Below are 22,602 nucleotides of genomic sequence, written 5' to 3' on the forward strand. Positions count from 1 at the left end.
CCTGAATGACCCTCGAACGCGAAGCCGCCGCCAACACCGCCAAGGTCCTGTCCGAAGCGCTGCCTTACATCCGCCGTTATGTCGGCAAGACACTGGTGATCAAATACGGCGGCAACGCGATGGAAAGCGAGGAGCTGAAAACCGGCTTCGCCCGCGACATCGTGCTGATGAAGGCCGTGGGCATCAACCCGGTGGTGGTTCACGGTGGCGGCCCGCAAATCGGTGACCTGCTCAAGCGCCTGTCGATCGAGAGCCATTTCGTCGACGGCATGCGCGTCACCGACGCCGCGACCATGGACGTGGTGGAAATGGTCCTCGGCGGCCAGGTCAACAAGGACATCGTCAACCTGATCAACCGTCATGGCGGCAGCGCCATCGGCCTGACCGGTAAAGACGCCGAGCTGATTCGCGCGAAGAAGCTCACCGTTACCCGTCAGACGCCGGAAATGACCACCCCGGAAATCATCGACATCGGCCACGTGGGCGAAGTAGTCGGCATCAATACCGACCTGCTGAACCTGTTAGTCAAGGGCGATTTCATCCCGGTGATCGCGCCCATCGGCGTCGGCGCCAACGGCGAGTCGTACAACATCAACGCTGACCTGGTGGCCGGTAAAGTCGCCGAGGCATTGAAAGCCGAGAAGTTGATGCTGCTGACCAACATCGCCGGCCTGATGGACAAGTCGGGCACGGTCCTGACCGGCCTGACAACCCAGCAAGTCGACGACCTGATCGCCGATGGCACCATCTATGGCGGCATGCTGCCGAAGATCCGTTGCGCACTGGAAGCGGTCCAGGGCGGCGTGGGCAGCTCGCTGATCATCGACGGTCGCGTGCCGAACGCGATCCTGCTGGAAATTTTCACCGATACCGGCGTGGGCACCCTGATCAGCAATCGCAAGCGTCACTGATTCAAGAACGTCATAAAGATCGCAACCTTCAGCGGCACCTACGGAAGTATGAATTTTCCGTAGGTGCTGACGAAGTCTGCGATCTTTTTTATGCGTGCAGGAAATGCCTCACTTCAGATAACGAAACGTCCGACATCATTAAGGAATCAATCTGCATAGGATTTTCCCTGCATCCACAGGAGATCTACCCATGCAAAAAGACCATGTTCCATACGGCAGTGACATTTCAGCAGGCACCTACGCCTGCGTAGACTGCGGATTTGAGTATTCAGGCCCGTCGCAAACATCAATGCCACCCTGCCCTGATTTCAAAAAGACCCCTCACACGCGCAAAGCCTGGAAAGTATTGACCGGCCAGGGCGACGCCCCGAATGACCCGTATCCGGAAAAAACCGACAAATCCGTCGAGAACAAAAAGGCCGAGACAACCAGCCCTGCGAGCAAAAAATAGCCACGGAGGCACTGAGCCATGCAGATCTCGTTCACTATCGACGCCCAGGCTTTCGAGCAGGAGCAGAAGGAACCGGTCAAGAAAACCCTGAAGATTTCCGACACGGAAATTGCTCATGCCTTACAGCGTATAGCCAAGGCGAGCCTGACTGAATACTTGAAAATGCTGGTTGAGGGCGGCATGCCGAGCCGGGCCGATGAAGCAAAACAGGACCGTTTGCTGTATCTGATTCAAAGCTACTTCGGGCAGACCCTGCCAACCGAATCGCAGATATCGACGATTTTCCAGCTGACTCAGAGCCAAAGCAAAACCTTGCTGAAAAACACGGTTTCACGCTTCCGCAATCAATTGGACGAGATCCTGCAGCACAGCATGCGAGCCGTGATCGAGTCTGCGGAGCACGCGCAGACCGTGTATCTGGTGGTGATCAGCTCGGACGTCATCCGCGATGAACTGAACATGCTGATCACCCAGAACGAGCCGACTTTCAAACCCATCATCAAACGCAAAGGCAGTGCCGGGCAGTTCGAAATCAGCGAGGATTCCCACGCGCTGCTGTGCCGGACACTGGGCCTGAATGCCGTTCAGTGACATCGTCGCGGTCAGTGGTTTGCTGCTGACCCTGACCACCTTCATGTTCAACCTGGCATGGCCAAAATTGCATGAAGCGTTGGAACTGGATGAAAAACAACCAGGCCCACTGGCCAGAAAACGTAGCCGAGAGAAGGTTTCAGGCGTTCTGCTCGGTTGCGCCCTGCCCCTGACCTGCGCCTTCACAGCACCTTTTTACGTCAACCTGCCGGCCGCCGCTCGAATCATGCGTGGCAGCAGACTGGATCTGTGGGATTTCGATGTGGACCGCACGCTTTACGTTCTAGTCGTCGTGGCACTGCTGGTGTTCGCGCTATTCAATCTGGGATTGGCACTAAAACTGATAGGAAAATGGCGAAGACTGCACTGACAGCACAAACAAAAAGACCGTTGTAGGAGCGAGCACGCTCGCGAAAAACGTCAACGATAACGCGGGGGTGCCTGACAACCCGCGTTGTTGGGACGTCCATCGCGAGCAGGCTCGCTCCTACAGGGTCGGCGTATTAAACGCCGAACTGGGCGCGGTAGGCTTCCACAGCTGGCAGATGCTGCTTGAGCTGCGGATCGTCCGCCAGGAATTCCAGCACCTGGTTCAGCGAAACGATGCTGATGACCGGGATGCCGAAGTCACGCTCGACTTCCTGGATCGCCGACAACTCACCGTTGCCACGCTCCTGACGGTTCAGGGCGATCAGCACGCCAGCGGCCTTGGCGCCGTCCTGGGAGGCGATGATCTGCATCACTTCACGGATGGCGGTGCCGGCGGTGATCACGTCGTCGATGATCAGCACTTCACCGGTCAGCGGTGCGCCAACCAGGCTGCCGCCTTCGCCGTGGGCCTTGGCTTCCTTGCGGTTGAAGCACCATGGCAAGTCACGGTTGTGATGCTCGGCCAGGGCCACGGCGGTAGTCGCCGCCAGCGGAATGCCTTTGTAGGCAGGGCCAAACAGCACGTCGAACGAAATGCCGCTCTCGGCAATGGCGGCGGCGTAGAAACGACCCAGCTGCGCCAGGGCCGAACCCGAGTTGAACAGGCCGGCATTGAAGAAGTAAGGACTGGTGCGCCCGGACTTCAGGGTGAACTCACCGAAGCGCAAAACGCCGCGATCGATGGCAAAACGGATGAAATCGCGCTGATACGCTTGCATGAAAAAACCCCAAATACCACGGATTTAGCTAATTAGCTTGACGCCGTGTATCATACACGCACGCGATTTTTGGGGCCATTTATGCGGATCATCAGTGTGAACGTCAATGGTATTCAGGCTGCAGTCGAGCGTGGTTTGCTCAGTTGGCTGCAAGCACAGAATGCCGACGTCATCTGCCTGCAGGACACCCGTGCCTCCGCCTTTGAACTGGATGACCCAGCCTTCCAACTGGATGGCTACTTCCTTTATGCCTGCGATGCTGAAGTCCCCGCCCAAGGTGGCGTGGCTTTGTATTCGCGGCTGCAACCGAAGGCTGTCATCAGCGGTCTCGGTTTCGAGACGGCCGACCGCTACGGGCGCTACCTGCAAGCAGATTTCGACAAAGTCAGTATTGCCACCTTGCTGCTTCCTTCGGGGATGAACGGCGATGAGGATTTGAACCAGAAGTTCAAGCTCATGGACGACTTCGGCAAGTACCTGGACAAGCAGCGGCGCAAACGCCGCGAGTACATTTATTGTGGCTCGCTGTACGTGGCGCAGCAGAAGCTCGACATCAAGAACTGGCGCGACAGCCAGCAATCTCCGGGCTTCCTGGCACCTGAACGTGCCTGGATGGACGAGATTGTCGGCAACATGGGTTATGTCGACGCCCTGCGGGAAGTCAGCCGGGAAGGCGACCAGTACAGCTGGTGGCCGGACAACGAACAGGCGGAGATGCTCAACCTCGGTTGGCGCTTCGACTATCAACTGCTGACCCCGGGCCTGCGCCGCTTCGTACGCAGCGCACGCCTGCCACGCCAGCCGCGGTTCTCGCAGCACGCGCCGCTGATCGTGGACTACGACTGGACGCTGACGATCTAAGTGATTTTTCACTGAGCAGTGTGACGGATGGTCGAAAAAATGCCCGTATCGCAAGATACGGGCATTTTTTATGCACTCTATCCAGAGGTTCCCATCGACCAGAACTTCAAGCCGCGGCGAAAAACGGCAGAGCGAGATACAACTTGATCACAATGACATTAATGATGTCGATGAAGAAAGCGCCCACCATGGGCACCACCAGGAACGCTATCTGCGAAGGCCCGTAGCGCTGCGTCACCGCTTGCATGTTAGCGATGGCAGTTGGCGTGGCCCCCAGTCCAAAACCGCAGTGTCCTGCCGCCAGTACAGCCGCATCGTAGTTACTACCCATGACCCTGAACGTCACGAAAATCGCAAACAGCGCCATGACCAGCGTTTGCGCCGCCAGGATGATGAAGATCGGCAAAGCCAATGCGGCCAGATCCCAGAGTTTGAGTGACATGAGAGCAATTGCCAGAAACAGCGACAAGCTGACATTCCCAAGCACGGAGACTTCACGCTCAAACACTTGATACAAGCCAAGCGCTGAAAGCCCGTTTCGCAAAAGTACACCCACGAACAAGACACAAACGAACGTCGGCAACTCGAATGCGCTTCCGTGGAGCATCTCGTTCAGAAGAGTACCTGCCAGCAGGCTGACGGCGATCAGCGCGAGCGTCTCGATAAACGAAAAGGGTGTGATCGAGCGCTCTTTGTTTGGCTGTTCAAAGCCTTTTGGCACCCGTGGTTTTTCTTGATCAACGCAGCCGGGTACTTGTACGCGCTTGATGAGGTGGCGAGCAACTGGCCCACCGATCAATCCGCCCAGCACCAATCCAAACGTCGCAGAGGCCATCGCAAGCTCGGAGGCAGATGCCAGACCGTACTTCTCACTGAACGTAGCCCCCCATGCAGCACCCGTACCGTGACCGCCGGCCAACGTAACCGAGCCTGTCAGCAGGCCCATCAAGGGATCGAGCCCCAAGAGACTCGCAAGACCGATACCCATGGCATTCTGAACCAGTAAAAGCCCGGTGACCGCCAGTATGAAAACACCCACCACCCGCCCGCCCTTCTTCAGGCTGGCGAAATCTGCACTCAAGCCAATGGTGGCGAAAAACGCCAACATCAAGGGTGTCTGCAACGAAGTGTCGAACCGGACCTCAGCATCAAAGCCGCGCAAAACCAGGAGAACCAAGGCAACCACCAGGCCACCCGCTACAGGTTCGGGGATATTGTAGGCGCGTAAAAAACCGACACGCGTGACAAGTCCGCGCCCCAGCAAAAGTACTAAAGAGGCCGCTACTAATGTTCCATAAAAATCGAGCTGAAGCATTCTGGATATTCTTGCTTATATATTCAGGGGCGAACTTTTTACCTGGACACGCCTCTTGAACAGGTTGATGGATCTCAACACTGATTGGTATTAGATTCAGGAGCCGTCAATGGTCTGAATATATCGAAATATTTCTTGATAAATATTACTTGGGCCAACCTTATCAACCGCCAAGTCCAATTGCCAAGCCTACAAGCGGCACTGAGCTTTGCAGTTTGTGTCTAAACGTGTAAAAAATATTATGCGCACGAATTAACTTAGTTTGAATAGCGAGCGACAAAACACGCAATAATAGAGATTAATCTGATTGCAAAAAAACAAATGCCCCGACATGTCGGGGCATTTGTTTTGAATTGCGCTGAAGTGTGCGTCAAACAACAGCAGTGTCTTGGCTTACTTGATCAACCGCCATGTGAACGGATACCGATAAGGCTGCCCTTCATTGGCCTTCACCCCGGCAATGATCGTTAGCACCAGCGCACCGATCGCGATCAGGCCAAACAGGAAGAACCCGATAATCACCAGCATCAGCAAGAAGCAGATAGCCGAGGCGATCGCCACCGTTATCTGAAAGTTCAGCGCTTCCTTGCCCTGGGCATCGATGAACGGATCCATCTCGCGCTTGATCTGCCAGAGAATCAGCGGGCCGATGATCGTACCGAACGGAATCCAGATCCCCAGCAAGGCGGACAAGTGGCAAAACATGGCCCACTGACGCGCCTCTTGGCTCGGCGTGGGCAGCGGCAGTTGCTCGTCACTCATGGTGTCCTCCTTGTCTGGAGCAGCCCGGTCAGTCGGCCAGGGCGGCCTTTTGCAGTTCGAAGATCTCGTTCATGCCTTTCTTGGCCAGTTCGAGCATGGCGTTCAGCTCTTCAGGCTGGAACGGCGCGCCTTCGGCAGTGCCCTGGACTTCGATGAAGCCGCCAGCGCTGGTCATTACCACGTTCAGGTCAGTCTCGGCGGCCGAGTCTTCCAGGTAATCGAGGTCGAGCACCGGTTCACCCTTGTACATGCCCACGGAAACAGCGGCGATCATCTGTTTGACCGGGTCGCCGCCCTTCAGGCCGCCACGCTTCTTGATGACTTTCAAGGCATCGATCAGCGCCACCATGGAGCCGGTGATCGAAGCCGTGCGGGTGCCGCCATCAGCCTGGATCACATCGCAGTCGACGTACAGGGTGATGTCGCCCAGTTTGGACATGTCCAGCGCAGCGCGCAGGGAGCGACCGATCAGACGCTGGATTTCCAGGGTGCGGCCGCCTTGCTTGCCACGGCTGGCTTCACGCTGGTTACGCTCGCCGGTAGCACGCGGCAGCATGCCGTACTCGGCAGTCAACCAACCCTGGCCCTGTCCTTTCAGGAAACGCGGTACGCCCGGTTCAACGCTGACGGTGCAGATGACCTTGGTATCACCGAACTCGACCAGCACAGAACCCTCGGCGTGCTTGGTGTAGTTGCGGGTGATGCGGATCGAGCGGAGCTGATCGGCAGCGCGACCACTTGGACGTATCATAGGGAGTACCTGTACTGGGGACGGAAAACTGCGGAGCATTATAGAGCCGACGGCCGCCACTGGGCACTTCTAAAAAAATCCGCCGACGACCGAGGGCTCTGTACCGCGCGCCGCTGCAGGCCTGCCGCTCTTTGTCACACTGTGTGTTTGGGCGCATCCGCGCCACTGCGCTACAATCCTGCGCCTTTGCTGCCAGTCGGCTTTAATTCATTGATATCGGATTCCCGGAACCTTGGTTCTGTGCCGATCTGCCTTGCGAGGTACCTCCATGGTGCACAGCATGACCGCCTTTGCCCGCGTCGAGAAAGCCGGCGTCCAGGGCACCCTGAGCTGGGAACTGCGCTCGGTCAACAGCCGCTACCTGGAACCCCACCTGCGTCTGCCGGAGTCCTTTCGCGACCTCGAGGGCGCTGTTCGTGAAGCCCTGCGCCAGGGTGTATCGCGGGGCAAGCTTGAATGCACCCTGCGCTTCACCGAAGAAAACACCGGCAAGGCGCTGCAAATCGATCAGGAGCGCGCCGCGCAACTGGTCGCCGCCGCCGAGACCATCGCCAGCCTGATCAAGAACCCGGCAGCGCTGAACCCGCTGGAAGTCCTTGCCTGGCCCGGCGTACTGGTAGGCGACGCCACCGACCCGCAAGCCTTGAACGCCGAAGCGCTGGCACTGTTCAATCAGGGCCTCAAGGAGCTGAAGGCCGGCCGCGAGCGCGAAGGCGCGGAGCTGGCGCGACTGATCAACGAGCGCCTGAGCGCCATCGAAGAAGACGTGGTGACCTTGCGCGAACTGGTCCCGCAAATGCTCGCCACCCAGCGCCAGAAAGTCCTCGACCGTTTCGCCGACATGAAGGCCGAGATGGATCCGCAGCGCCTGGAGCAGGAAATGGTCATGCTCGCGCAAAAAAGTGACGTCGCCGAAGAACTGGATCGCCTGAGCACTCACATCATCGAAGTTCGTCGGGTGCTCAAATCCGGCGGCGCCGCCGGTCGGCGCCTGGACTTCCTGATGCAGGAACTCAACCGCGAAGCCAATACACTGGGCTCCAAAGCCTTCGACCCGCGCAGCACCCAGGCTGCGGTCAACCTCAAGGTGTTGATCGAGCAGATGCGCGAACAAGTGCAGAATATTGAGTAAGGCTACCCCGACATGACACACAGCACCGGCACCCTGTACATCATTTCCGCTCCTTCGGGCGCGGGCAAGAGCAGTCTGGTCAAGGCTTTGACCGACGCAAATCCGGAGATCCGCGTCTCGGTCTCCCACACCACCCGCGCCATGCGCCCCGGTGAAGTGAATGGCGTGAACTATCACTTCGTCGACCGTAGCGAATTCGTGAAGATGATCGAGCACGGGGACTTCCTTGAGCGTGCCGAAGTGTTCGGCAACCTCTACGGCACTTCGCAAAGCCACCTGCAGCAAACCCTGGACGAAGGCCACGACCTGATTCTGGAAATCGACTGGCAAGGTGCCGAGCAAGTGCGCAAGCTGATGCCTCAGGCCCGCTCGATCTTCATTCTGCCGCCGTCATTGCAGGCCCTGCACCAGCGCCTGACCAATCGTGGCCAGGACAGTGACGAAGTCATTGACGGCCGGATGCGCGAAGCCGTCAGCGAAATGAGCCACTACGTCGACTACGACTACCTGATCATCAACGACGATTTCGCCCACGCGCTGCACGATCTGAAGGCGATTTTCCGCGCCAATCAGCTGATTCAAAAGCGTCAGCAACAGCGTCACGGCAAATTGCTGGCTGAATTGCTCGGTTAATCAGCTCTTCCCAAAACCGCTGCAAGGGCTTTACATTGGTACTTGCAGCGCGTTGAAGGGCTTGGTCAAAAAATCAGCGCTTCCCTAAACGCTGGTGATTTTTTAAACTGTCGAGTCCGCTCGCCCATCCGGGCAGCGCGCATATTGCATTTGCTACGAGGAAGACCATGGCCCGCGTAACCGTTGAAGACTGCCTAGAACACGTGGATAACCGCTTTGAGCTGGTCATGCTCTCTACCAAGCGTGCCCGTCAACTGGCCACCGGCGGCAAAGAGCCGAAAGTAGCATGGGAAAACGACAAGCCTACCGTCGTTGCCCTGCGCGAAATCGCTGAAGGCCTGATCGACTACGCAGCTATCGCCGAAGCCGAAATCGTTGAAGATGAACCGCTTTTTGCTGCATTCGAGGACGAGTCCAACGAGGCCGTCTAAGCCTATGCCTGGTCGACGTAGCACGGCGCGGGATAAAAGCTTACGGCAGGAGACATCATGCCGAGCATAGACGCCCTCGCCGATCGCTTATCGACCTACCTCGGCAAGGACCAGGTCAACCTGGTCCGCCGGGCGTATTTCTACGCCGAACAAGCCCACGACGGCCAACGCCGCCGTAGCGGCGAGGCGTACGTCACGCACCCACTCGCGGTTGCGAATATTCTTGCCGACATGCACATGGACCATCAGAGCCTGATGGCCGCGATGCTGCATGACGTGATCGAAGACACCGGTATTGCCAAGGAAGCGCTGCAAGCGCAGTTCGGCGAAACCGTGGCCGAACTCGTCGACGGGGTCAGCAAACTGACCCAGATGAATTTCGAGACCAAGGCCGAGGCACAAGCCGAAAACTTCCAGAAAATGGCCATGGCCATGGCCCGCGACATTCGCGTGATCCTGGTCAAGCTGGCCGACCGCCTGCACAACATGCGCACGCTGGAAGTGCTGTCCGGCGAAAAACGCCGGCGCATCGCCAAGGAAACCCTGGAAATCTATGCGCCCATCGCCAACCGGCTGGGCATGCACGCCATCCGCATAGAATTCGAAGACCTCGGTTTCAAGGCCATGCACCCGATGCGTTCCGCGCGGATCTACCAGGCCGTCAAACGCGCCCGGGGCAACCGCAAGGAAATCGTCAACAAGATCGAAGAATCCCTAAGCCACTGCCTGGCCATCGATGGCATTCAGGGCGAGGTCAGCGGTCGCCAGAAACACCTCTACGGCATCTACAAGAAAATGCGCGGCAAGCGTCGGGCCTTCAACGAGATCATGGACGTCTACGCGTTCCGGATCATCGTCGACAAGGTCGATACCTGCTACCGCGTGCTGGGTGCTGTACATAACTTATATAAACCGCTGCCGGGGCGCTTCAAGGATTACATCGCGATCCCCAAGGCCAACGGCTATCAGTCGCTGCACACCACGCTGTTTGGCATGCACGGTGTGCCGATCGAGATCCAGATCCGCACCCGCGAAATGGAAGAGATGGCCAACAACGGCATCGCCGCCCATTGGCTGTACAAATCCAGCGGCGACGAGCAGCCAAAAGGCACCCATGCCCGCGCCCGCCAGTGGGTCAAGGGCGTGCTGGAAATGCAGCAACGCGCCGGCAACTCGCTGGAATTCATCGAAAGCGTGAAGATCGACCTGTTCCCGGACGAGGTCTACGTGTTCACGCCCAAAGGCCGGATCATGGAGCTGCCCAAGGGCTCCACGGCGGTCGACTTCGCTTATGCGGTGCACACCGACGTCGGCAACAGCTGCATCGCCTGCCGGATCAACCGTCGACTCGCGCCGCTGTCCGAACCGCTGCAAAGCGGCTCCACGGTCGAGATCGTCAGCGCTCCCGGCGCACGGCCGAACCCGGCCTGGCTCAACTTCGTGGTCACCGGCAAGGCGCGCACACACATACGCCACGCACTGAAGCTGCAACGCCGCTCCGAATCCATCAGCCTCGGCGAGCGCCTGCTGAACAAGGTCCTCAACGGGTTCGACAGCTCGCTGGAGAAAATCCCGGCCGAGCGCGTCAAGGCCATGCTGGTCGAGTACCGCCTGGAACTGATCGAAGACCTGCTGGAAGATATCGGCCTGGGCAATCGCATGGCCTATGTAGTGGCCCGCCGGTTGCTGGGCGAAGGCGAACAGTTGCCAAGCCCTGAAGGCCCGCTGGCGATTCGCGGCACCGAAGGCCTGGTGCTCAGCTACGCCAAGTGTTGCACGCCGATCCCGGGTGACCCGATTGTCGGCCACCTGTCCGCCGGCAAAGGCATGGTCGTGCACCTGGACAACTGCCGCAATATCAGCGAAATCCGCCACAACCCGGAAAAATGCATCCAGCTCTCGTGGGCCAAGGATGTCACCGGCGAATTCAACGTCGAGCTGCGCGTCGAGCTGGAGCACCAGCGCGGCCTGATCGCCCTGCTGGCCAGCAGCGTCAACGCCGCCGACGGCAACATCGAGAAAATCAGCATGGACGAACGCGATGGGCGCATCAGCGTGGTCCAGTTGGTGGTCAGCGTGCACGACCGCGTGCACCTGGCCCGCGTGATCAAGAAACTGCGCGCCTTGACCGGGGTGATTCGCATCACCCGCATGCGCGCCTAAGCCCCTAATTACAAGGAGTCCTACATGACCAAGACTGTTATCACCAGCGACAAGGCCCCGGCCGCCATCGGCACTTACTCCCAGGCGATCAAGGCTGGCAATACCGTTTACATGTCGGGTCAGATTCCCCTGGACCCAAAAACCATGGAACTGGTTGAAGGCTTCGAAGCCCAGACCGTCCAGGTATTCGAGAACCTCAAGGCCGTGGCTGAAGCTGCCGGCGGTTCGTTCAAGGACATCGTCAAGCTGAACATCTTCCTCACCGACCTGAGCCACTTCGCCAAGGTCAACGAGATCATGGGCAAGTACTTCGACCAGCCTTACCCTGCACGCGCCGCCATCGGCGTAGCCGCCCTGCCAAAGGGTTCGCAGGTCGAAATGGATGCCATCCTGGTCATCGAGTAATGCGTACGGCGCAGCCTCGGGCTGCGCCGACTGCTCTGCTGTAAAGAAAGCTTGAAAGGATTCCACCATGCGCAACGCGCTTGTTCTCTCGCTGCTTGCCCTGTTCCTGGGCGGATGTGCCAGCAACCCTGCCGACCGTGACATCAGCGGCACCTGGATCAACCAGGTGGCGATCGATGCTGCCGCCAAAGGCGTCCCCCTGCGTGAAGCGCTCCAGGCCTATGGCCCGAACCTGGAATGGGACATCAACACCAAGGCCGGTCAGGCCCGCTACACCAACGGTTTTGAAAATGTCGATGGCAAGCTGCTGGGTGAAGACTCCGGCGCCTGGAAAGTCGACTTTTATGGCAGCTCGGCCAGTGAGCTGAAGCGTGACGGCAAGCAACTGAGCCAGTCCGCCAGCGACAATGAGCCTGAGCAAGTCTTCGACCGCGTACAGATCCAGGTACCGGATGGCGCACCGATGGGTGCCACCTTCGAGCGTGCCCTGTATTCAGCCTACATGGGTGGCGGCTGGACAATCGTCAACGGCCCAGGCGAAGGCAACACGGTTCAATTCCAGGCCGACGGCCAGGTGACCGGCCTGCCGGGCAGCGACCGCTATGCGTTGTGCCTGGCCGGCGATTGCGCATCCATGAGCGGCGGCAATGACAACATGTGGCTGCAACTCAATGGCCAGGGCAGCGCCTGGATCTTTGCGCGCAAGGGCAAAGAGCTGGAGATTTTCCAGACCGTGAACACGGCGCAGGCGGACGAGATGCCTCAGTACACGCCGGGTGATCGCAAGTGGTTGCTGGAGAAGCAATAACCCGGATCTAGCTGCAAAGAAGTTTTAATGTGGGAGCGGGCTTGCTCGCGAAGGCTATCTATCATTCAACGTTGATGTTGACTGATACACCGCTTTCGCGAGCAAGCCCGCTCCCACATTTTGGTTTCTGGTGACTGAATGTCAGCAGCGCCCTTCAATGATCGCCGCATACCCCTCGCGAAAACTCGGATACTTCGGCGTCCAGCCCAACGCTTTGGCCCGCGCATTGCTGCAGCGCTTGCTGCCAGTGCGACGCACGCTGTCGTCATCGGCCCATTCGGTCACACCCAGATATTCGCGCAACCAGCCCACCACATCGGCCAGCGCTGCCGGCGCGTCATCGACGCCGATGTAGACATCATCCAGCGCCACGCCTCGCCGATCCGCCTCAAGCAGGCACGCGATCAACCCTGCGGCATCGTCGGCATGAATCCGATTGGCATACAACGGTGGCTCGACCGCCACGCGATAACCCCGGCGCACCTGGGTCAGCAGCCATTCACGGCCGGGACCGTAAATGCCGGTCAGGCGCACGATACTGGCCGGAATGCCGCTCTTGAGGGCAAGTTGCTCGGCTTCGAGCATCACACGTCCGGAATAGCCCGCCGCCACGGCCGGTGAAGCCTCGTCGACCCATTCGCCATTCTGCTGACCGTAGACACTGCTGCTGGAAACGAACAACAGGCGATTGGGCATCTGCCCGTAGTCGTCCAGCCACTCCAGCACATGCTCCAGACCCTGAACATACGCAGCGCGGTAACCGGCTTCGTCGTGATCGGTGGCCGCCGCGCAATACACCAGGTAATCCACGGCGCCGATTGGCCAAGTGTCCGGGCAGTCTTTGTTGAACAGGTCACCGGCCACGCCGATGACGCCCTTGGGCAGGCGTGAAACGTCGCGTCGCAGGCCATGGACCTCCCATCCCGCCGCCAGCAATTGTGTGGCCAGGCGGCTGCCGACATCACCGCAGCCGGCGATCAAAACAGTAGGCGCAGACATCAGAAAACTCCCATCGGAAAGCCACAGACTAGCGCCGGCAACAGACAGGCGGCTAGTAATGCAGGAAAAAAAGAGACGCTATTACTTCTGTTAACAAGAATTACTTGCAATAATGCCTCCCCACTTTTGTTCTCGGCCTTCGAGGCCTGGAAGAACATCACCCGTTTTTTCTCTCAGGTCCGGCCAGCATGACACGCAATCAATTCTCCGCTTCGCCAACCAAACGACCTCGCGCCTGGAGCGCGGTGGCCGCCCTGTTCTTCAGCCTGATGCTCGCGCCAGTCGCCGCTTTCGCCGATGCCCAGGCGCCAGCCACACCAGCCGCCACCGCGCCTGCGCCGGCCGATCACGCCGCCCCGGCCGTTGTTCCGGTCGCGACCGATCCTGCCCAGGCCGCACCGACAGAAGCGTTGGGTGAAGACGTCCCTGAAGTCCTCGAAGCCGACAACACCCTGGGCATGGCCCACGACCTGTCGCCGTGGGGCATGTACAAGAACGCCGACATCATCGTGAAAATCGTGATGATCGGCCTGGCCATCGCCTCGATCATCACCTGGACCATCTGGATCGCCAAGGGTCTTGAGCTGATGGGCGCCAAGCGTCGTCTGCGCGGTGAAATCGCTCAACTGAAAAAATCCACCTCCCTCAAGGAAGCCAGCGCCACCGCGGCGAAGGAAGGCACCCTGGCCAACCTGCTGGTACATGACGCCCTTGAGGAGATGCGCCTGTCGGTCAACAGCCGTGAGAAAGAAGGCATCAAGGAACGCGTCAGCTTCCGTCTTGAGCGCCTGGTCGCGGCCTGCGGTCGCAACATGAGCAGCGGCACCGGCGTGCTGGCCACCATCGGTTCCACCGCGCCGTTCGTCGGCCTGTTCGGTACCGTGTGGGGCATCATGAACAGCTTCATCGGCATCGCCAAGACCCAGACCACCAACCTCGCCGTCGTCGCCCCCGGTATCGCCGAAGCCTTGCTGGCTACCGCGCTAGGCCTGGTTGCAGCTATCCCTGCGGTCGTGATCTACAACGTCTTTGCCCGCTCCATCGCCGGTTACAAGGCTCAGGTGTCCGATGCGTCCGCACAGGTCCTGCTGTTGGTCAGCCGCGACCTCGACCACCAGCCTGAGCGCAGCTCGCAACCGCACATGGTGAAAGTGGGGTAATCGGCCATGGGCCTGCATTTGAAAGAAGGGGCAGACGACGATCTGGCCGAAAACCACGAAATCAACGTTACGCCGTTCATTGACGTGATGTTGGTGCTGTTGATCATTTTCATGGTGGCGGCTCCGCTGGCCACCGTGGACATCAAGGTCGACCTGCCCGCCTCGACCGCCAAGCCGGCTCCGCGGCCAGAGAAACCGGTGTTCCTCAGCGTCAAGGCTGACCAGCGCCTGTTCCTTGGTGAAGACGAAGTGAAGGCCGAAGCACTCGGCGCCACCCTCGACGCCAAGACCCAGGGCAAGAAAGACACGACAATCTTCTTCCAGGCCGACAAAGGCGTGGATTACGGCGACCTGATGAGCGTGATGGACAACCTGCGTTCCGCCGGTTACCTGAAGGTAGGTCTGGTCGGACTCGAGACGGCAGCCAAGAAATGATCACGACGCGCCATAAGCTGACGCGTTACAGCGGTAGCCTGGCCGTGGTGCTGGGCGTTCACGCGCTGGCCATCGCGCTGGCGTTGAACTGGTCCGCCCGTCCGCCCATCGAATTGCCCCCTCAGGCAATGATGGTCGAACTGGCACCGGTTCCTGCCCCGCCACCGCCTGCCCCGCCGAAGGTCGTCACCCCGCCGCAGCCACCGGCTCCGGTTGAAGAACTGCCGATACCCAAGCTCGCTGAAGCGCCGAAAGCTGAAATTGCCGTGCCCAAGCCGGTCAAACCCAAGCCGAAGCCGCAACCGCCCAAGCCGGTAGAGAAAAAACCCGAACCGCCGAAGGAAAAACCGGCCGAGGAAAAGCCTGCCGAAACGCAACAGACTCAGGCACCAACGGAGAAATCCGCCCAGCCTGCGCCGGGCCCATCGCCTGCTCAATTGGCGGCCAAGGCCAGTTGGCAAGGCACGCTGTTGGCACACCTGCAGAAGTACAAAAAGTACCCTGCAAGTGCCCAGGCGCGGGGCAAGGAAGGCATGAACCGTCTGCGTTTCGTCGTGGATGCCGAAGGCAATGTGTTGTCGTTTGAGCTGGTAGGCGCCTCGGGCACTGCCGATCTGGACCGGGCCACTCTGGAAATGATCCGTCGCGCCCAACCGCTGCCCAAGCCACCGGCCGACATGCTGACCAATGGCTCCATCGAAATCGTTGCACCGTTTGTTTATTCGCTGGAAAAACGCCGGCGGTAAATGTGGGAGCGGGCTTGCTCGCGAAGAGGCCGACACATTCAACATCCATGTTGATTGGCACACCGCTTTCGCGAGCAAGCCCGCCCCCCCATGATCACGCTTCAACGATAAAAGGCACCGAAAGGTGCCTTTCGCTTATCTGCCAGCGGCAAACCGGTATAACCCGGTGTCACGCGACAGTCTCAGTCTGATAACGTGCGTCTATCGATTGCAGCCGGTATGCTTGGCCCGCAACTACATGGACGCTTGCTATGACCCTCACAGAATTACGCTACATCGTTACCCTCGCCCAAGAGCAGCACTTCGGCCACGCGGCCGAGCGTTGCCACGTCAGCCAGCCGACCCTGTCGGTGGGTGTGAAAAAGCTTGAAGACGAACTCGGTGTGCTGATTTTCGAGCGCAGCAAAAGCGCCGTGCGCCTGACGCCGGTCGGCGAAGGCATCGTGGCCCAGGCCCAAAAGGTATTGGAACAAGCCCAAGGCATCCGCGAACTGGCCCAGGCCGGCAAGAACCAGCTGACCGCCCCACTCAAAGTCGGCGCGATCTACACCGTCGGGCCGTACCTGTTTCCGCATCTGATTCCACAACTGCACCGGGTCGCCCCGCAGATGCCGTTGTACATCGAAGAAAACTTCACCCACGTGCTGCGCGACAAACTGCGCAACGGCGAGCTCGACGCGATCATCATCGCCCTGCCGTTCAATGAAGCCGACGTGCTGACCCTGCAGCTCTACGACGAGCCGTTCTACGTGCTGATGCCGGCGCAGCACCCGTGGACACAAAAGGAATCCATCGACGCCAGCCTGCTCAATGACAAGAGCCTGTTGCTGCTCGGCGAAGGCCACTGCTTCCGCGATCAGGTATTGGAAGCCTGCCCGACCCTGACCAAAGGCAACGACGGCGCCAAGCACACCACGGTGGAATCCAGCTCCCTGGAAACCATTCGCCACATGGTCGCCTCGGGTCTCGGGATTTCGATCCTGCCGTTGTCGGCGGTCGACAGCCATCACTACGCCCCCGGCGTAATCGAGGTGCGTCCGTTGTCGGCACCCGTACCGTTCCGCACCGTGGCCATTGCCTGGCGCGCCAGCTTCCCGCGCCCGAAAGCGATTGAAATCCTCGCCGACTCCATTCGCCTGTGCTCGGTGGCCAAGCCAGCGGCGCAAGTCGCTGCGGGCTAAGCAACGGTCATGAGCGAGTTGTCGCAAGTGTCGGTGACGGCACTCAAGGGTGTCGGTGAAGCCATGGCCGAGAAACTGGCCAAGGTCGGCCTGGAAAACCTCCAGGACGTGTTGTTTCACCTGCCCCTGCGTTATCAGGACCGCACTCGCGTGGTGCCGATCGGCGCACTGCGGCCCGGTCAGGATGCGGTTATCGAAGGCACTGTCAGCGGTGCCGATGTGGTCATGGGGCGTCGGCGCAGCCTGGTGGTCCGGCTGCAGGATGGCACCGGCGGACTCAGCCTGCGCTTCTACCATTTCAGCAACGCGCAAAAGGAAGGCCTCAAACGCGGCACGCGGATTCGCTGCTACGGCGAAGCGCGGCCCGGTGCTTCGGGGCTGGAGATTTACCACCCGGAATACCGCGCCATCACCGGCGACGAACCGCCGCCGGTGGATGAAACCCTGACCCCGGTCTACCCGCTCACCGAGGGCCTGACCCAACAGCGCTTGCGCCAGTTGTGCATGCAGACCCTCACCCTGCTCGGCCCCAGCAGCCTGCCCGACTGGCTGCCGAGCGAACTGGCCCGCGACTACCAACTGGCGCCGCTGGCCGATGCGATCCGCTACCTGCACAACCCGCCCGCCGATGCCGACGTCGATGAACTTGCCCTCGGTCACCACTGGGCGCAGCACCGTCTGGCTTTCGAAGAACTGCTGACCCATCAACTGTCGCAACAGCGCCTGCGAGAAAGCATGCGCGCCCTGCGTGCTCCAGCGATGCCCAAGGCAACGAAGCTGCCAGCCAAATACCTGGCCAACCTCGGCTTCAGCCCGACCGGTGCCCAGCAGCGGGTTGGCAACGAAATCGCCTATGACCTCAGCCAGCACGAACCGATGCTGCGGCTGATCCAGGGCGATGTCGGCGCCGGCAAAACCGTGGTCGCCGCCCTTGCCGCGCTGCAAGCGCTGGAGGCCGGTTATCAGGTTGCGCTGATGGCGCCCACCGAGATTCTCGCCGAGCAGCACTTCATCACCTTCAAGCGCTGGCTCGAGCCGCTGGGCATTGAAGTCGCGTGGCTGGCCGGTAAGCTCAAGGGCAAGAACCGCGTCGCCGCGCTGGAGCAAATCGCCAGCGGCACGCCGATGGTGGTCGGCACCCACGCGCTGTTCCAGGACGAAGTGCAATTCAAGAACCTGGCACTGGTGATCATCGACGAACAGCACCGTTTCGGCGTACAGCAGCGTCTGGCCCTGCGGCAGAAAGGCGTCGGCGGGCGCATGTGCCCGCATCAGCTGATCATGACCGCCACGCCGATTCCGCGCACGCTGGCCATGAGTGCCTACGCCGACCTCGACACCTCGATCCTCGACGAACTGCCCCCCGGCCGAACCCCGGTCAACACCGTGCTGATCACCGACACCCGGCGGGTCGAAGTCATCGAGCGAGTGCGCAGCGCTTGCGCCGAAGGGCGTCAGGCCTATTGGGTGTGCACGCTGATCGAAGAGTCGGAAGAGCTGACCTGCCAGGCCGCCGAAACCACTTTTGAGGACCTCACCGCCGCCCTCGGCGAACTGAAGGTCGGGCTGATTCACGGCCGTATGAAGCCTGCGGAAAAAGCCGCGGTGATGGCCGAATTCAAGGCCGGCAACCTGCAATTGCTGGTCGCGACCACGGTGATCGAAGTCGGCGTGGACGTGCCCAACGCCAGCCTGATGATCATCGAGAACCCTGAACGCCTGGGCCTGGCGCAATTGCACCAGTTGCGCGGCCGCGTCGGCCGGGGCAGCGCCGTCAGCCATTGCGTGCTGCTCTACCATCCGCCGCTGTCGCAGATCGGCCGCCAGCGCCTGGGTATCATGCGTGAAACCAACGATGGTTTCGTCATCGCCGAAAAGGATCTGGAACTGCGCGGCCCCGGCGAAATGCTCGGCACCCGGCAGACAGGTTTACTTCAATTCAAGGTCGCCGACCTGATGCGCGATGCCGATTTGCTGCCCGCCGTGCGGGATGCCGCCCAGGCATTGCTCGAGCGCTGGCCGACCCACGTCAGCCCGCTACTCGATCGATGGCTGCGTCATGGCCAACAATACGGCCAAGTGTGACAACCGTCACGGTTTCTGAGGCGTGGCCCCAAGCAAGCTGGTTATACTCCTGCAATTGTTTAAGTCCGGATACAGACCATGACCGACGTTGCCTTCGCACCCGACACCCCGCACGCTCCGTCGGTTATTCGGCTGATGCTGGGCAAGCTGGGCATTGCCTACGAAGAGGTGCTGGACCGTCACGGTCTCAATGCCGCGCGCAAAGTGCAGGCTGTTCTCCTGGATGACAGCATTGGCGTATTGATGGTGCTGTTCCCGCAGAGCCAATTGCTGGACCTCAATCGCCTGACCGAACTCACCGGTCGCCGCCTCGCCGCCGTACCCACCGAACGCCTGACAAAAATGCTCGGCAAGCACAATCTCAGCTTGCTGCCGGGCTTGCCGGCGCTGACCAGTTCACCGTGCCTGTATGACGAAAGCCTGCTGCGCGAGCCGAAGTTGCTGATCAACTCCGGTGAGCCGGGCGTGCTGCTGGAAATCACCAGCGAAGACTTCAAGGCGACCATGCTGACCAAGGCCAGCGCCGCCAACTTCGGCGAAAACCTGACCAGCATCCGTCCCAACCTCGACCGCCCCGATGACGACCGCGAGGAAATCACCCAGGCCGTCCAGGCGTTCACCGCACGGCGTATCCAGCAGCGCCTGGAAGCGACCATCGAAATTCCGCCGCTGGCCGAAACCGCGCAAAAAATCATCAAGCTGCGCGTCGACCCCAACGCCACCATCGACGACATCACCGGCGTGGTCGAAACCGACCCGGCGCTGGCCGCACAAGTGGTGAGCTGGGCGGCATCGCCCTACTACGCGTCGCCGGGCAAGATCCGCTCCGTTGAAGACGCCATCGTGCGCGTGCTGGGCTTCGACCTGGTGATCAACCTGGCGCTGGGCCTGGCCCTGGGCAAAACCCTGAGCCTGCCCAAGGACCACCCGCAACACTCCACCCCGTACTGGCAGCAATCGATCTACACCGCCGCCGTCATCGAAGGCCTGACCCGCGCCATGCCGCGCGCCCAGCGTCCGGAAGCCGGCCTGACCTACCTCGCCGGCCTGCTGCACAACTTCGGCTACCTGCTGCTGGCCCATGTGTTCCCGCCGCACTTCTCGCTGATCTGCCGTCACCTGGAGGTCAACCCGCACCTGTGCCACAGCTACATCGAGCAACACCTGCTGGGCATCAGCCGCGAACAGATCGGCGCATGGCTGATGCGCCACTGGGACATGCCCGAAGAACTGTCCACAGCGCTGCGCTTCCAGCACGACCCAGCCTACGACGGCGCCTACGCCGAGTACCCGAACCTGGTCTGCCTGGCCGTGCGCCTGCTGCGCAGCCGCAACATCGGCTCCGGCCCCGACGAAGACATCCCCGACGCCCTGCTCGAACGCCTCGGCCTGAGCCGCGAAAAAGCCAACGACGTGGTAAGCAAAGTGCTGGAAGCTGAAGTGTTGCTGCGTGAACTGGCGTCGCAATTCACGCAGGGCTGAAAGCATCGCGGGAAACGCTCCTACGGATCACCTGAATCCTGTAGGATCGAGGCTTGCCCGTCAGGCTTTCGTTTCACACACCTCATGTCAGGTAGCGCACCAAGCAGCCATGTGAGCTGGTTAGGCCTATATACACTTTGGCGCAAAGGACGACTTTGTTGTCGGTCATTACCGCCGCATCCCTATATCCTGAAGACCCGGCTGCCTCATTGAATTGAGTCCAACCCTGACCATTAAAAGATGAGTCCGAAGAGCCATCCGGGAGAAAGCGTGCCAATAATAATGAGGCATTTTCGGAGTTTGAGCCTCCACTACCAGCAACGATGATTGCTTGGCTTTCCTTTTGCCATCCACAGAAATCCCATCCCACCCCCTCAGTCAACATGCTGGAGAACAACGGCTGGCCGCCATTGAAGCCAGGGTCAGCAGCGCCTGCGGCGTCTAGAACGACAATAACCCCTTCTGTCTTCGCGCTCCGGTAAGCACCACCTACGACTAAAATTGCACCATCACTTTCTCTTATCGCGATACTACCCGCAAAAAGCAACTCAGATTCACGGCCAACAATAATGACTGCCGTTCCTTTATTGAAGTCCGCGTCGAACTGCCCGTCTTCTTTGAATCGCACCACATAATTACGAGCCTCATCCCTAATGAGATAGGTACCGTAGACAGTGATTTTTCCACTCTCCTGTACCGCGACGCTCGTAGAGTTACTCGCCCAATGTTCAATACCTTCAAGCTCAACAAACACAAAACCAGCACCGTTGAAACTTTTGTCAGGAGAACCATTTGGCGCTAGCCGGATCACCAATCCTTTTTCAAGACCTGCACCGACGAAAGTCAGCGGCAGAACGATCCTGCCATCGGGTTGCACGACCACTGAACCGGCAGTAGAGCTTGAGGCACGAGATGAGCGTCCACTCGGATTTGTATTCTCTACCTTGGGAGTTGCCTGAGATTGTGGCTTATATTTCACACCTACAAGGTCATACAAATTGATAGTCGCTATGCCGCCTTCGCCGAAGGAAAGGTCCAGTTCGCCCTTTATATTCAACCGTGCAATAAATAATAAAGGAGCTTCAGATTCAGATTCATAAACCAGGCCAGTCAAAAGCCACTTGTCATTCGTGTATGAACAGAGCCCCACTTCGTAAGGAGAGTTGTTCGCTCCAGCAAACAGCTCGACCGAACCGCCGACGCCAAACTGACCATCGAAGAAACCGTTCGAATGCATCAGCCTTACCCTGATCGCCTTCGAACCCAAATTCTTCCGATCAGCGTAGAGCAGCTTGTTGTCATTCAGCGCAAGAATGGCGTATGGATTATTACCCCGCTCCCCCTCATGCGTTAACTCTACCTTCCCGCCGTCACCAAATAGCGGGTCGAGGGTTCCCGCACTTCCGTCTTTCTTCTTGTGATTCATGGTCCCACTCCACAGTGCTGAGTAAAGGGTGAAAAACCCGCTACACCCAGCACAGTGGAGCATGCAAAAAAGGCAGCTGTAACCTGTCAAAAATGACAGTTGCTTAGTTTTTTTTAATCAGAATTCGACTCGATCAAGCTCGAAACGATAGCTCTGCGATGCCCTATCAACGACCAACAGCAGGCTTTTTCTTCGGCTTCAAATACTTGGTCAATCCCTGGAACCAGATCACCAGCGCCGGGTTGCCCTTGATCTGAATCGACTTGTCCTGGATCCCCGTCATGAACGCCAGTTGCTTGTTCTTCGCCTGCATCGTGGCAAAGCCGTACGCGGCGTCTTTAAAGGCAATCGCAAATGCAGGTTCGGCATGCACACCCGGTTGGCTGGTAATGCGCTGGTCCTTCACGCGGAAATGCCGCGCCACTTTCCCGTCCAGGGTCTGCAACTGAAAGACCAGGTCCTTGTCACCCAGCTGCTGCTGAAACGCCGGATTATTCCGGCTGGCCTTACCCATCAACAAACCCAGCATCCACAGCAGAAAACGAAATTTCATGCGCAAGCCTCAGAAGAAAAATGAACGGCCCGGGCAGTTTAACGGCTTCAGGCGATAACGCCAGTATCTGCTTGCTTAGAAGAAGATCAGAACCATTACCCTCACGATGACCACCAAGTCATAATTATCCAGAGCCCCCTCCAAACCACTCCTGCACCAAACGAAACACATTC

24 protein-coding genes are annotated in these 22,602 nt (G+C 59.3%); 17 read left to right on the top strand and 7 right to left on the bottom strand.

Annotation, left to right across the window (positions count from 1 at the left end):
- Window positions 1-5: 5 nt before the first annotated feature.
- From argB to PspS34_RS27610, 4 genes are all read left to right on the top strand, one after another.
- Window positions 6-911, top strand: coding sequence for an acetylglutamate kinase (gene argB, locus PspS34_RS27595; protein WP_053163877.1), 906 nt, complete (start codon window positions 6-8; stop codon window positions 909-911).
- Between the two features lie 190 nt (window positions 912-1,101).
- Window positions 1,102-1,362: a hypothetical protein gene (locus PspS34_RS27600; protein WP_057712744.1), complete on the top strand. Its 261-nt coding sequence runs from the start codon at window positions 1,102-1,104 to the stop codon at window positions 1,360-1,362.
- Between the two features lie 18 nt (window positions 1,363-1,380).
- A complete protein-coding gene (locus PspS34_RS27605) occupies window positions 1,381-1,953 on the top strand; it encodes a hypothetical protein (protein ID WP_057712743.1) in 573 nt (190 codons plus the stop codon).
- Window positions 1,940-2,323, top strand: coding sequence for a hypothetical protein (locus PspS34_RS27610; RefSeq protein WP_154860887.1), 384 nt, complete (start codon window positions 1,940-1,942; stop codon window positions 2,321-2,323). The genes PspS34_RS27605 and PspS34_RS27610 overlap by 14 nt, the downstream gene beginning before the upstream one ends.
- A 133-nt stretch (window positions 2,324-2,456) precedes the next feature.
- On the opposite strand, the gene pyrE is transcribed toward PspS34_RS27610, so the two are convergent.
- Window positions 2,457-3,101: an orotate phosphoribosyltransferase gene (gene pyrE, locus PspS34_RS27615; RefSeq protein ID WP_034147724.1), complete on the bottom strand. Its 645-nt coding sequence runs from the start codon at window positions 3,099-3,101 to the stop codon at window positions 2,457-2,459.
- Between the two features lie 81 nt (window positions 3,102-3,182).
- On the opposite strand from pyrE, the gene PspS34_RS27620 reads away from it, so the two are divergent.
- Complete coding sequence (locus tag PspS34_RS27620; RefSeq protein WP_003229491.1) at window positions 3,183-3,962, top strand: exodeoxyribonuclease III; 780 nt, start codon at window positions 3,183-3,185, stop codon at window positions 3,960-3,962.
- 106 nt (window positions 3,963-4,068) lie between these two features.
- Here the strand turns inward: PspS34_RS27620 and gltS are convergent, their stop codons facing one another.
- From gltS to rph, 3 genes are all read right to left on the bottom strand, one after another.
- Complete coding sequence (gene gltS, locus PspS34_RS27625) at window positions 4,069-5,277, bottom strand: sodium/glutamate symporter (RefSeq protein ID WP_150812729.1); 1,209 nt, start codon at window positions 5,275-5,277, stop codon at window positions 4,069-4,071.
- 393 nt (window positions 5,278-5,670) lie between these two features.
- On the bottom strand, window positions 5,671-6,039 hold the full coding sequence (locus PspS34_RS27630) for a DUF4870 domain-containing protein (RefSeq protein ID WP_057712740.1): 369 nt from the start codon (window positions 6,037-6,039) through the stop codon (window positions 5,671-5,673).
- A 28-nt stretch (window positions 6,040-6,067) separates the two neighbouring features.
- The gene (gene rph / locus PspS34_RS27635) at window positions 6,068-6,790 is read right to left on the bottom strand and encodes a ribonuclease PH (protein ID WP_057395880.1); all 723 of its coding nucleotides are present in this window, start codon (window positions 6,788-6,790) and stop codon (window positions 6,068-6,070) included.
- Window positions 6,791-7,058: 268 nt separating this feature from the next.
- Here rph and PspS34_RS27640 point away from each other — a divergent pair, with 268 nt between their 5' ends.
- From PspS34_RS27640 to PspS34_RS27665, 6 genes are all read left to right on the top strand, one after another.
- Complete coding sequence (locus PspS34_RS27640) at window positions 7,059-7,922, top strand: YicC/YloC family endoribonuclease (protein WP_057712739.1); 864 nt, start codon at window positions 7,059-7,061, stop codon at window positions 7,920-7,922.
- Between the two features lie 12 nt (window positions 7,923-7,934).
- Entirely contained in the window at window positions 7,935-8,555 is a 621-nt protein-coding gene (gene gmk / locus PspS34_RS27645; protein WP_046038947.1) for a guanylate kinase, read from the top strand.
- Window positions 8,556-8,722: 167 nt separating this feature from the next.
- On the top strand, window positions 8,723-8,986 hold the full coding sequence (gene rpoZ / locus PspS34_RS27650) for a DNA-directed RNA polymerase subunit omega (protein ID WP_007921129.1): 264 nt from the start codon (window positions 8,723-8,725) through the stop codon (window positions 8,984-8,986).
- A gap of 57 nt (window positions 8,987-9,043) precedes the next feature.
- A complete protein-coding gene (gene spoT, locus PspS34_RS27655; RefSeq protein ID WP_008047084.1) occupies window positions 9,044-11,149 on the top strand; it encodes a bifunctional GTP diphosphokinase/guanosine-3',5'-bis pyrophosphate 3'-pyrophosphohydrolase in 2,106 nt (701 codons plus the stop codon).
- A gap of 24 nt (window positions 11,150-11,173) precedes the next feature.
- Window positions 11,174-11,554, top strand: coding sequence for a RidA family protein (locus PspS34_RS27660; protein ID WP_003229509.1), 381 nt, complete (start codon window positions 11,174-11,176; stop codon window positions 11,552-11,554).
- 67 nt (window positions 11,555-11,621) lie between these two features.
- Window positions 11,622-12,362, top strand: coding sequence for a hypothetical protein (locus tag PspS34_RS27665; protein WP_154860886.1), 741 nt, complete (start codon window positions 11,622-11,624; stop codon window positions 12,360-12,362).
- A gap of 141 nt (window positions 12,363-12,503) precedes the next feature.
- Here the strand turns inward: PspS34_RS27665 and PspS34_RS27670 are convergent, their stop codons facing one another.
- Window positions 12,504-13,361, bottom strand: a complete 858-nt coding sequence (locus PspS34_RS27670; protein WP_150812725.1) for an SDR family oxidoreductase — start codon at window positions 13,359-13,361, stop codon at window positions 12,504-12,506.
- A gap of 188 nt (window positions 13,362-13,549) precedes the next feature.
- On the opposite strand from PspS34_RS27670, the gene exbB reads away from it, so the two are divergent.
- The 6 genes from exbB (at window position 13,550) to PspS34_RS27700 (ending at window position 20,450) form a co-directional block, all read left to right on the top strand.
- Window positions 13,550-14,521 carry a tonB-system energizer ExbB gene (gene exbB, locus PspS34_RS27675; RefSeq protein WP_150812724.1) on the top strand — a complete coding sequence of 324 codons (972 nt, stop codon included), beginning with the start codon at window positions 13,550-13,552 and terminating at the stop codon, window positions 14,519-14,521.
- Window positions 14,522-14,527: 6 nt separating this feature from the next.
- Entirely contained in the window at window positions 14,528-14,956 is a 429-nt protein-coding gene (gene exbD / locus PspS34_RS27680) for a TonB system transport protein ExbD (protein WP_154860885.1), read from the top strand.
- Entirely contained in the window at window positions 14,953-15,702 is a 750-nt protein-coding gene (locus PspS34_RS27685) for an energy transducer TonB (RefSeq protein WP_015097375.1), read from the top strand. The genes exbD and PspS34_RS27685 overlap by 4 nt, the downstream gene beginning before the upstream one ends.
- A 251-nt stretch (window positions 15,703-15,953) precedes the next feature.
- Window positions 15,954-16,883: a hydrogen peroxide-inducible genes activator gene (locus PspS34_RS27690; protein ID WP_008047093.1), complete on the top strand. Its 930-nt coding sequence runs from the start codon at window positions 15,954-15,956 to the stop codon at window positions 16,881-16,883.
- Between the two features lie 9 nt (window positions 16,884-16,892).
- Window positions 16,893-18,968: an ATP-dependent DNA helicase RecG gene (gene recG, locus PspS34_RS27695; protein ID WP_150812723.1), complete on the top strand. Its 2,076-nt coding sequence runs from the start codon at window positions 16,893-16,895 to the stop codon at window positions 18,966-18,968.
- Window positions 18,969-19,046: 78 nt separating this feature from the next.
- On the top strand, window positions 19,047-20,450 hold the full coding sequence (locus PspS34_RS27700) for an aminoacyl-tRNA deacylase and HDOD domain-containing protein (RefSeq protein ID WP_102669407.1): 1,404 nt from the start codon (window positions 19,047-19,049) through the stop codon (window positions 20,448-20,450).
- 82 nt (window positions 20,451-20,532) lie between these two features.
- Here the strand turns inward: PspS34_RS27700 and PspS34_RS27705 are convergent, their stop codons facing one another.
- Both PspS34_RS27705 and PspS34_RS27710 read right to left on the bottom strand, forming a co-directional pair.
- Entirely contained in the window at window positions 20,533-21,876 is a 1,344-nt protein-coding gene (locus PspS34_RS27705; protein WP_159390374.1) for a hypothetical protein, read from the bottom strand.
- 166 nt (window positions 21,877-22,042) lie between these two features.
- Window positions 22,043-22,429, bottom strand: a complete 387-nt coding sequence (locus PspS34_RS27710; RefSeq protein ID WP_154860883.1) for a helicase — start codon at window positions 22,427-22,429, stop codon at window positions 22,043-22,045.
- Window positions 22,430-22,602 lie beyond the last annotated feature (173 nt).

Source organism: Pseudomonas sp. S34, assembly GCF_009866745.1.
Taxonomy (GTDB): domain Bacteria; phylum Pseudomonadota; class Gammaproteobacteria; order Pseudomonadales; family Pseudomonadaceae; genus Aquipseudomonas; species Aquipseudomonas jessenii.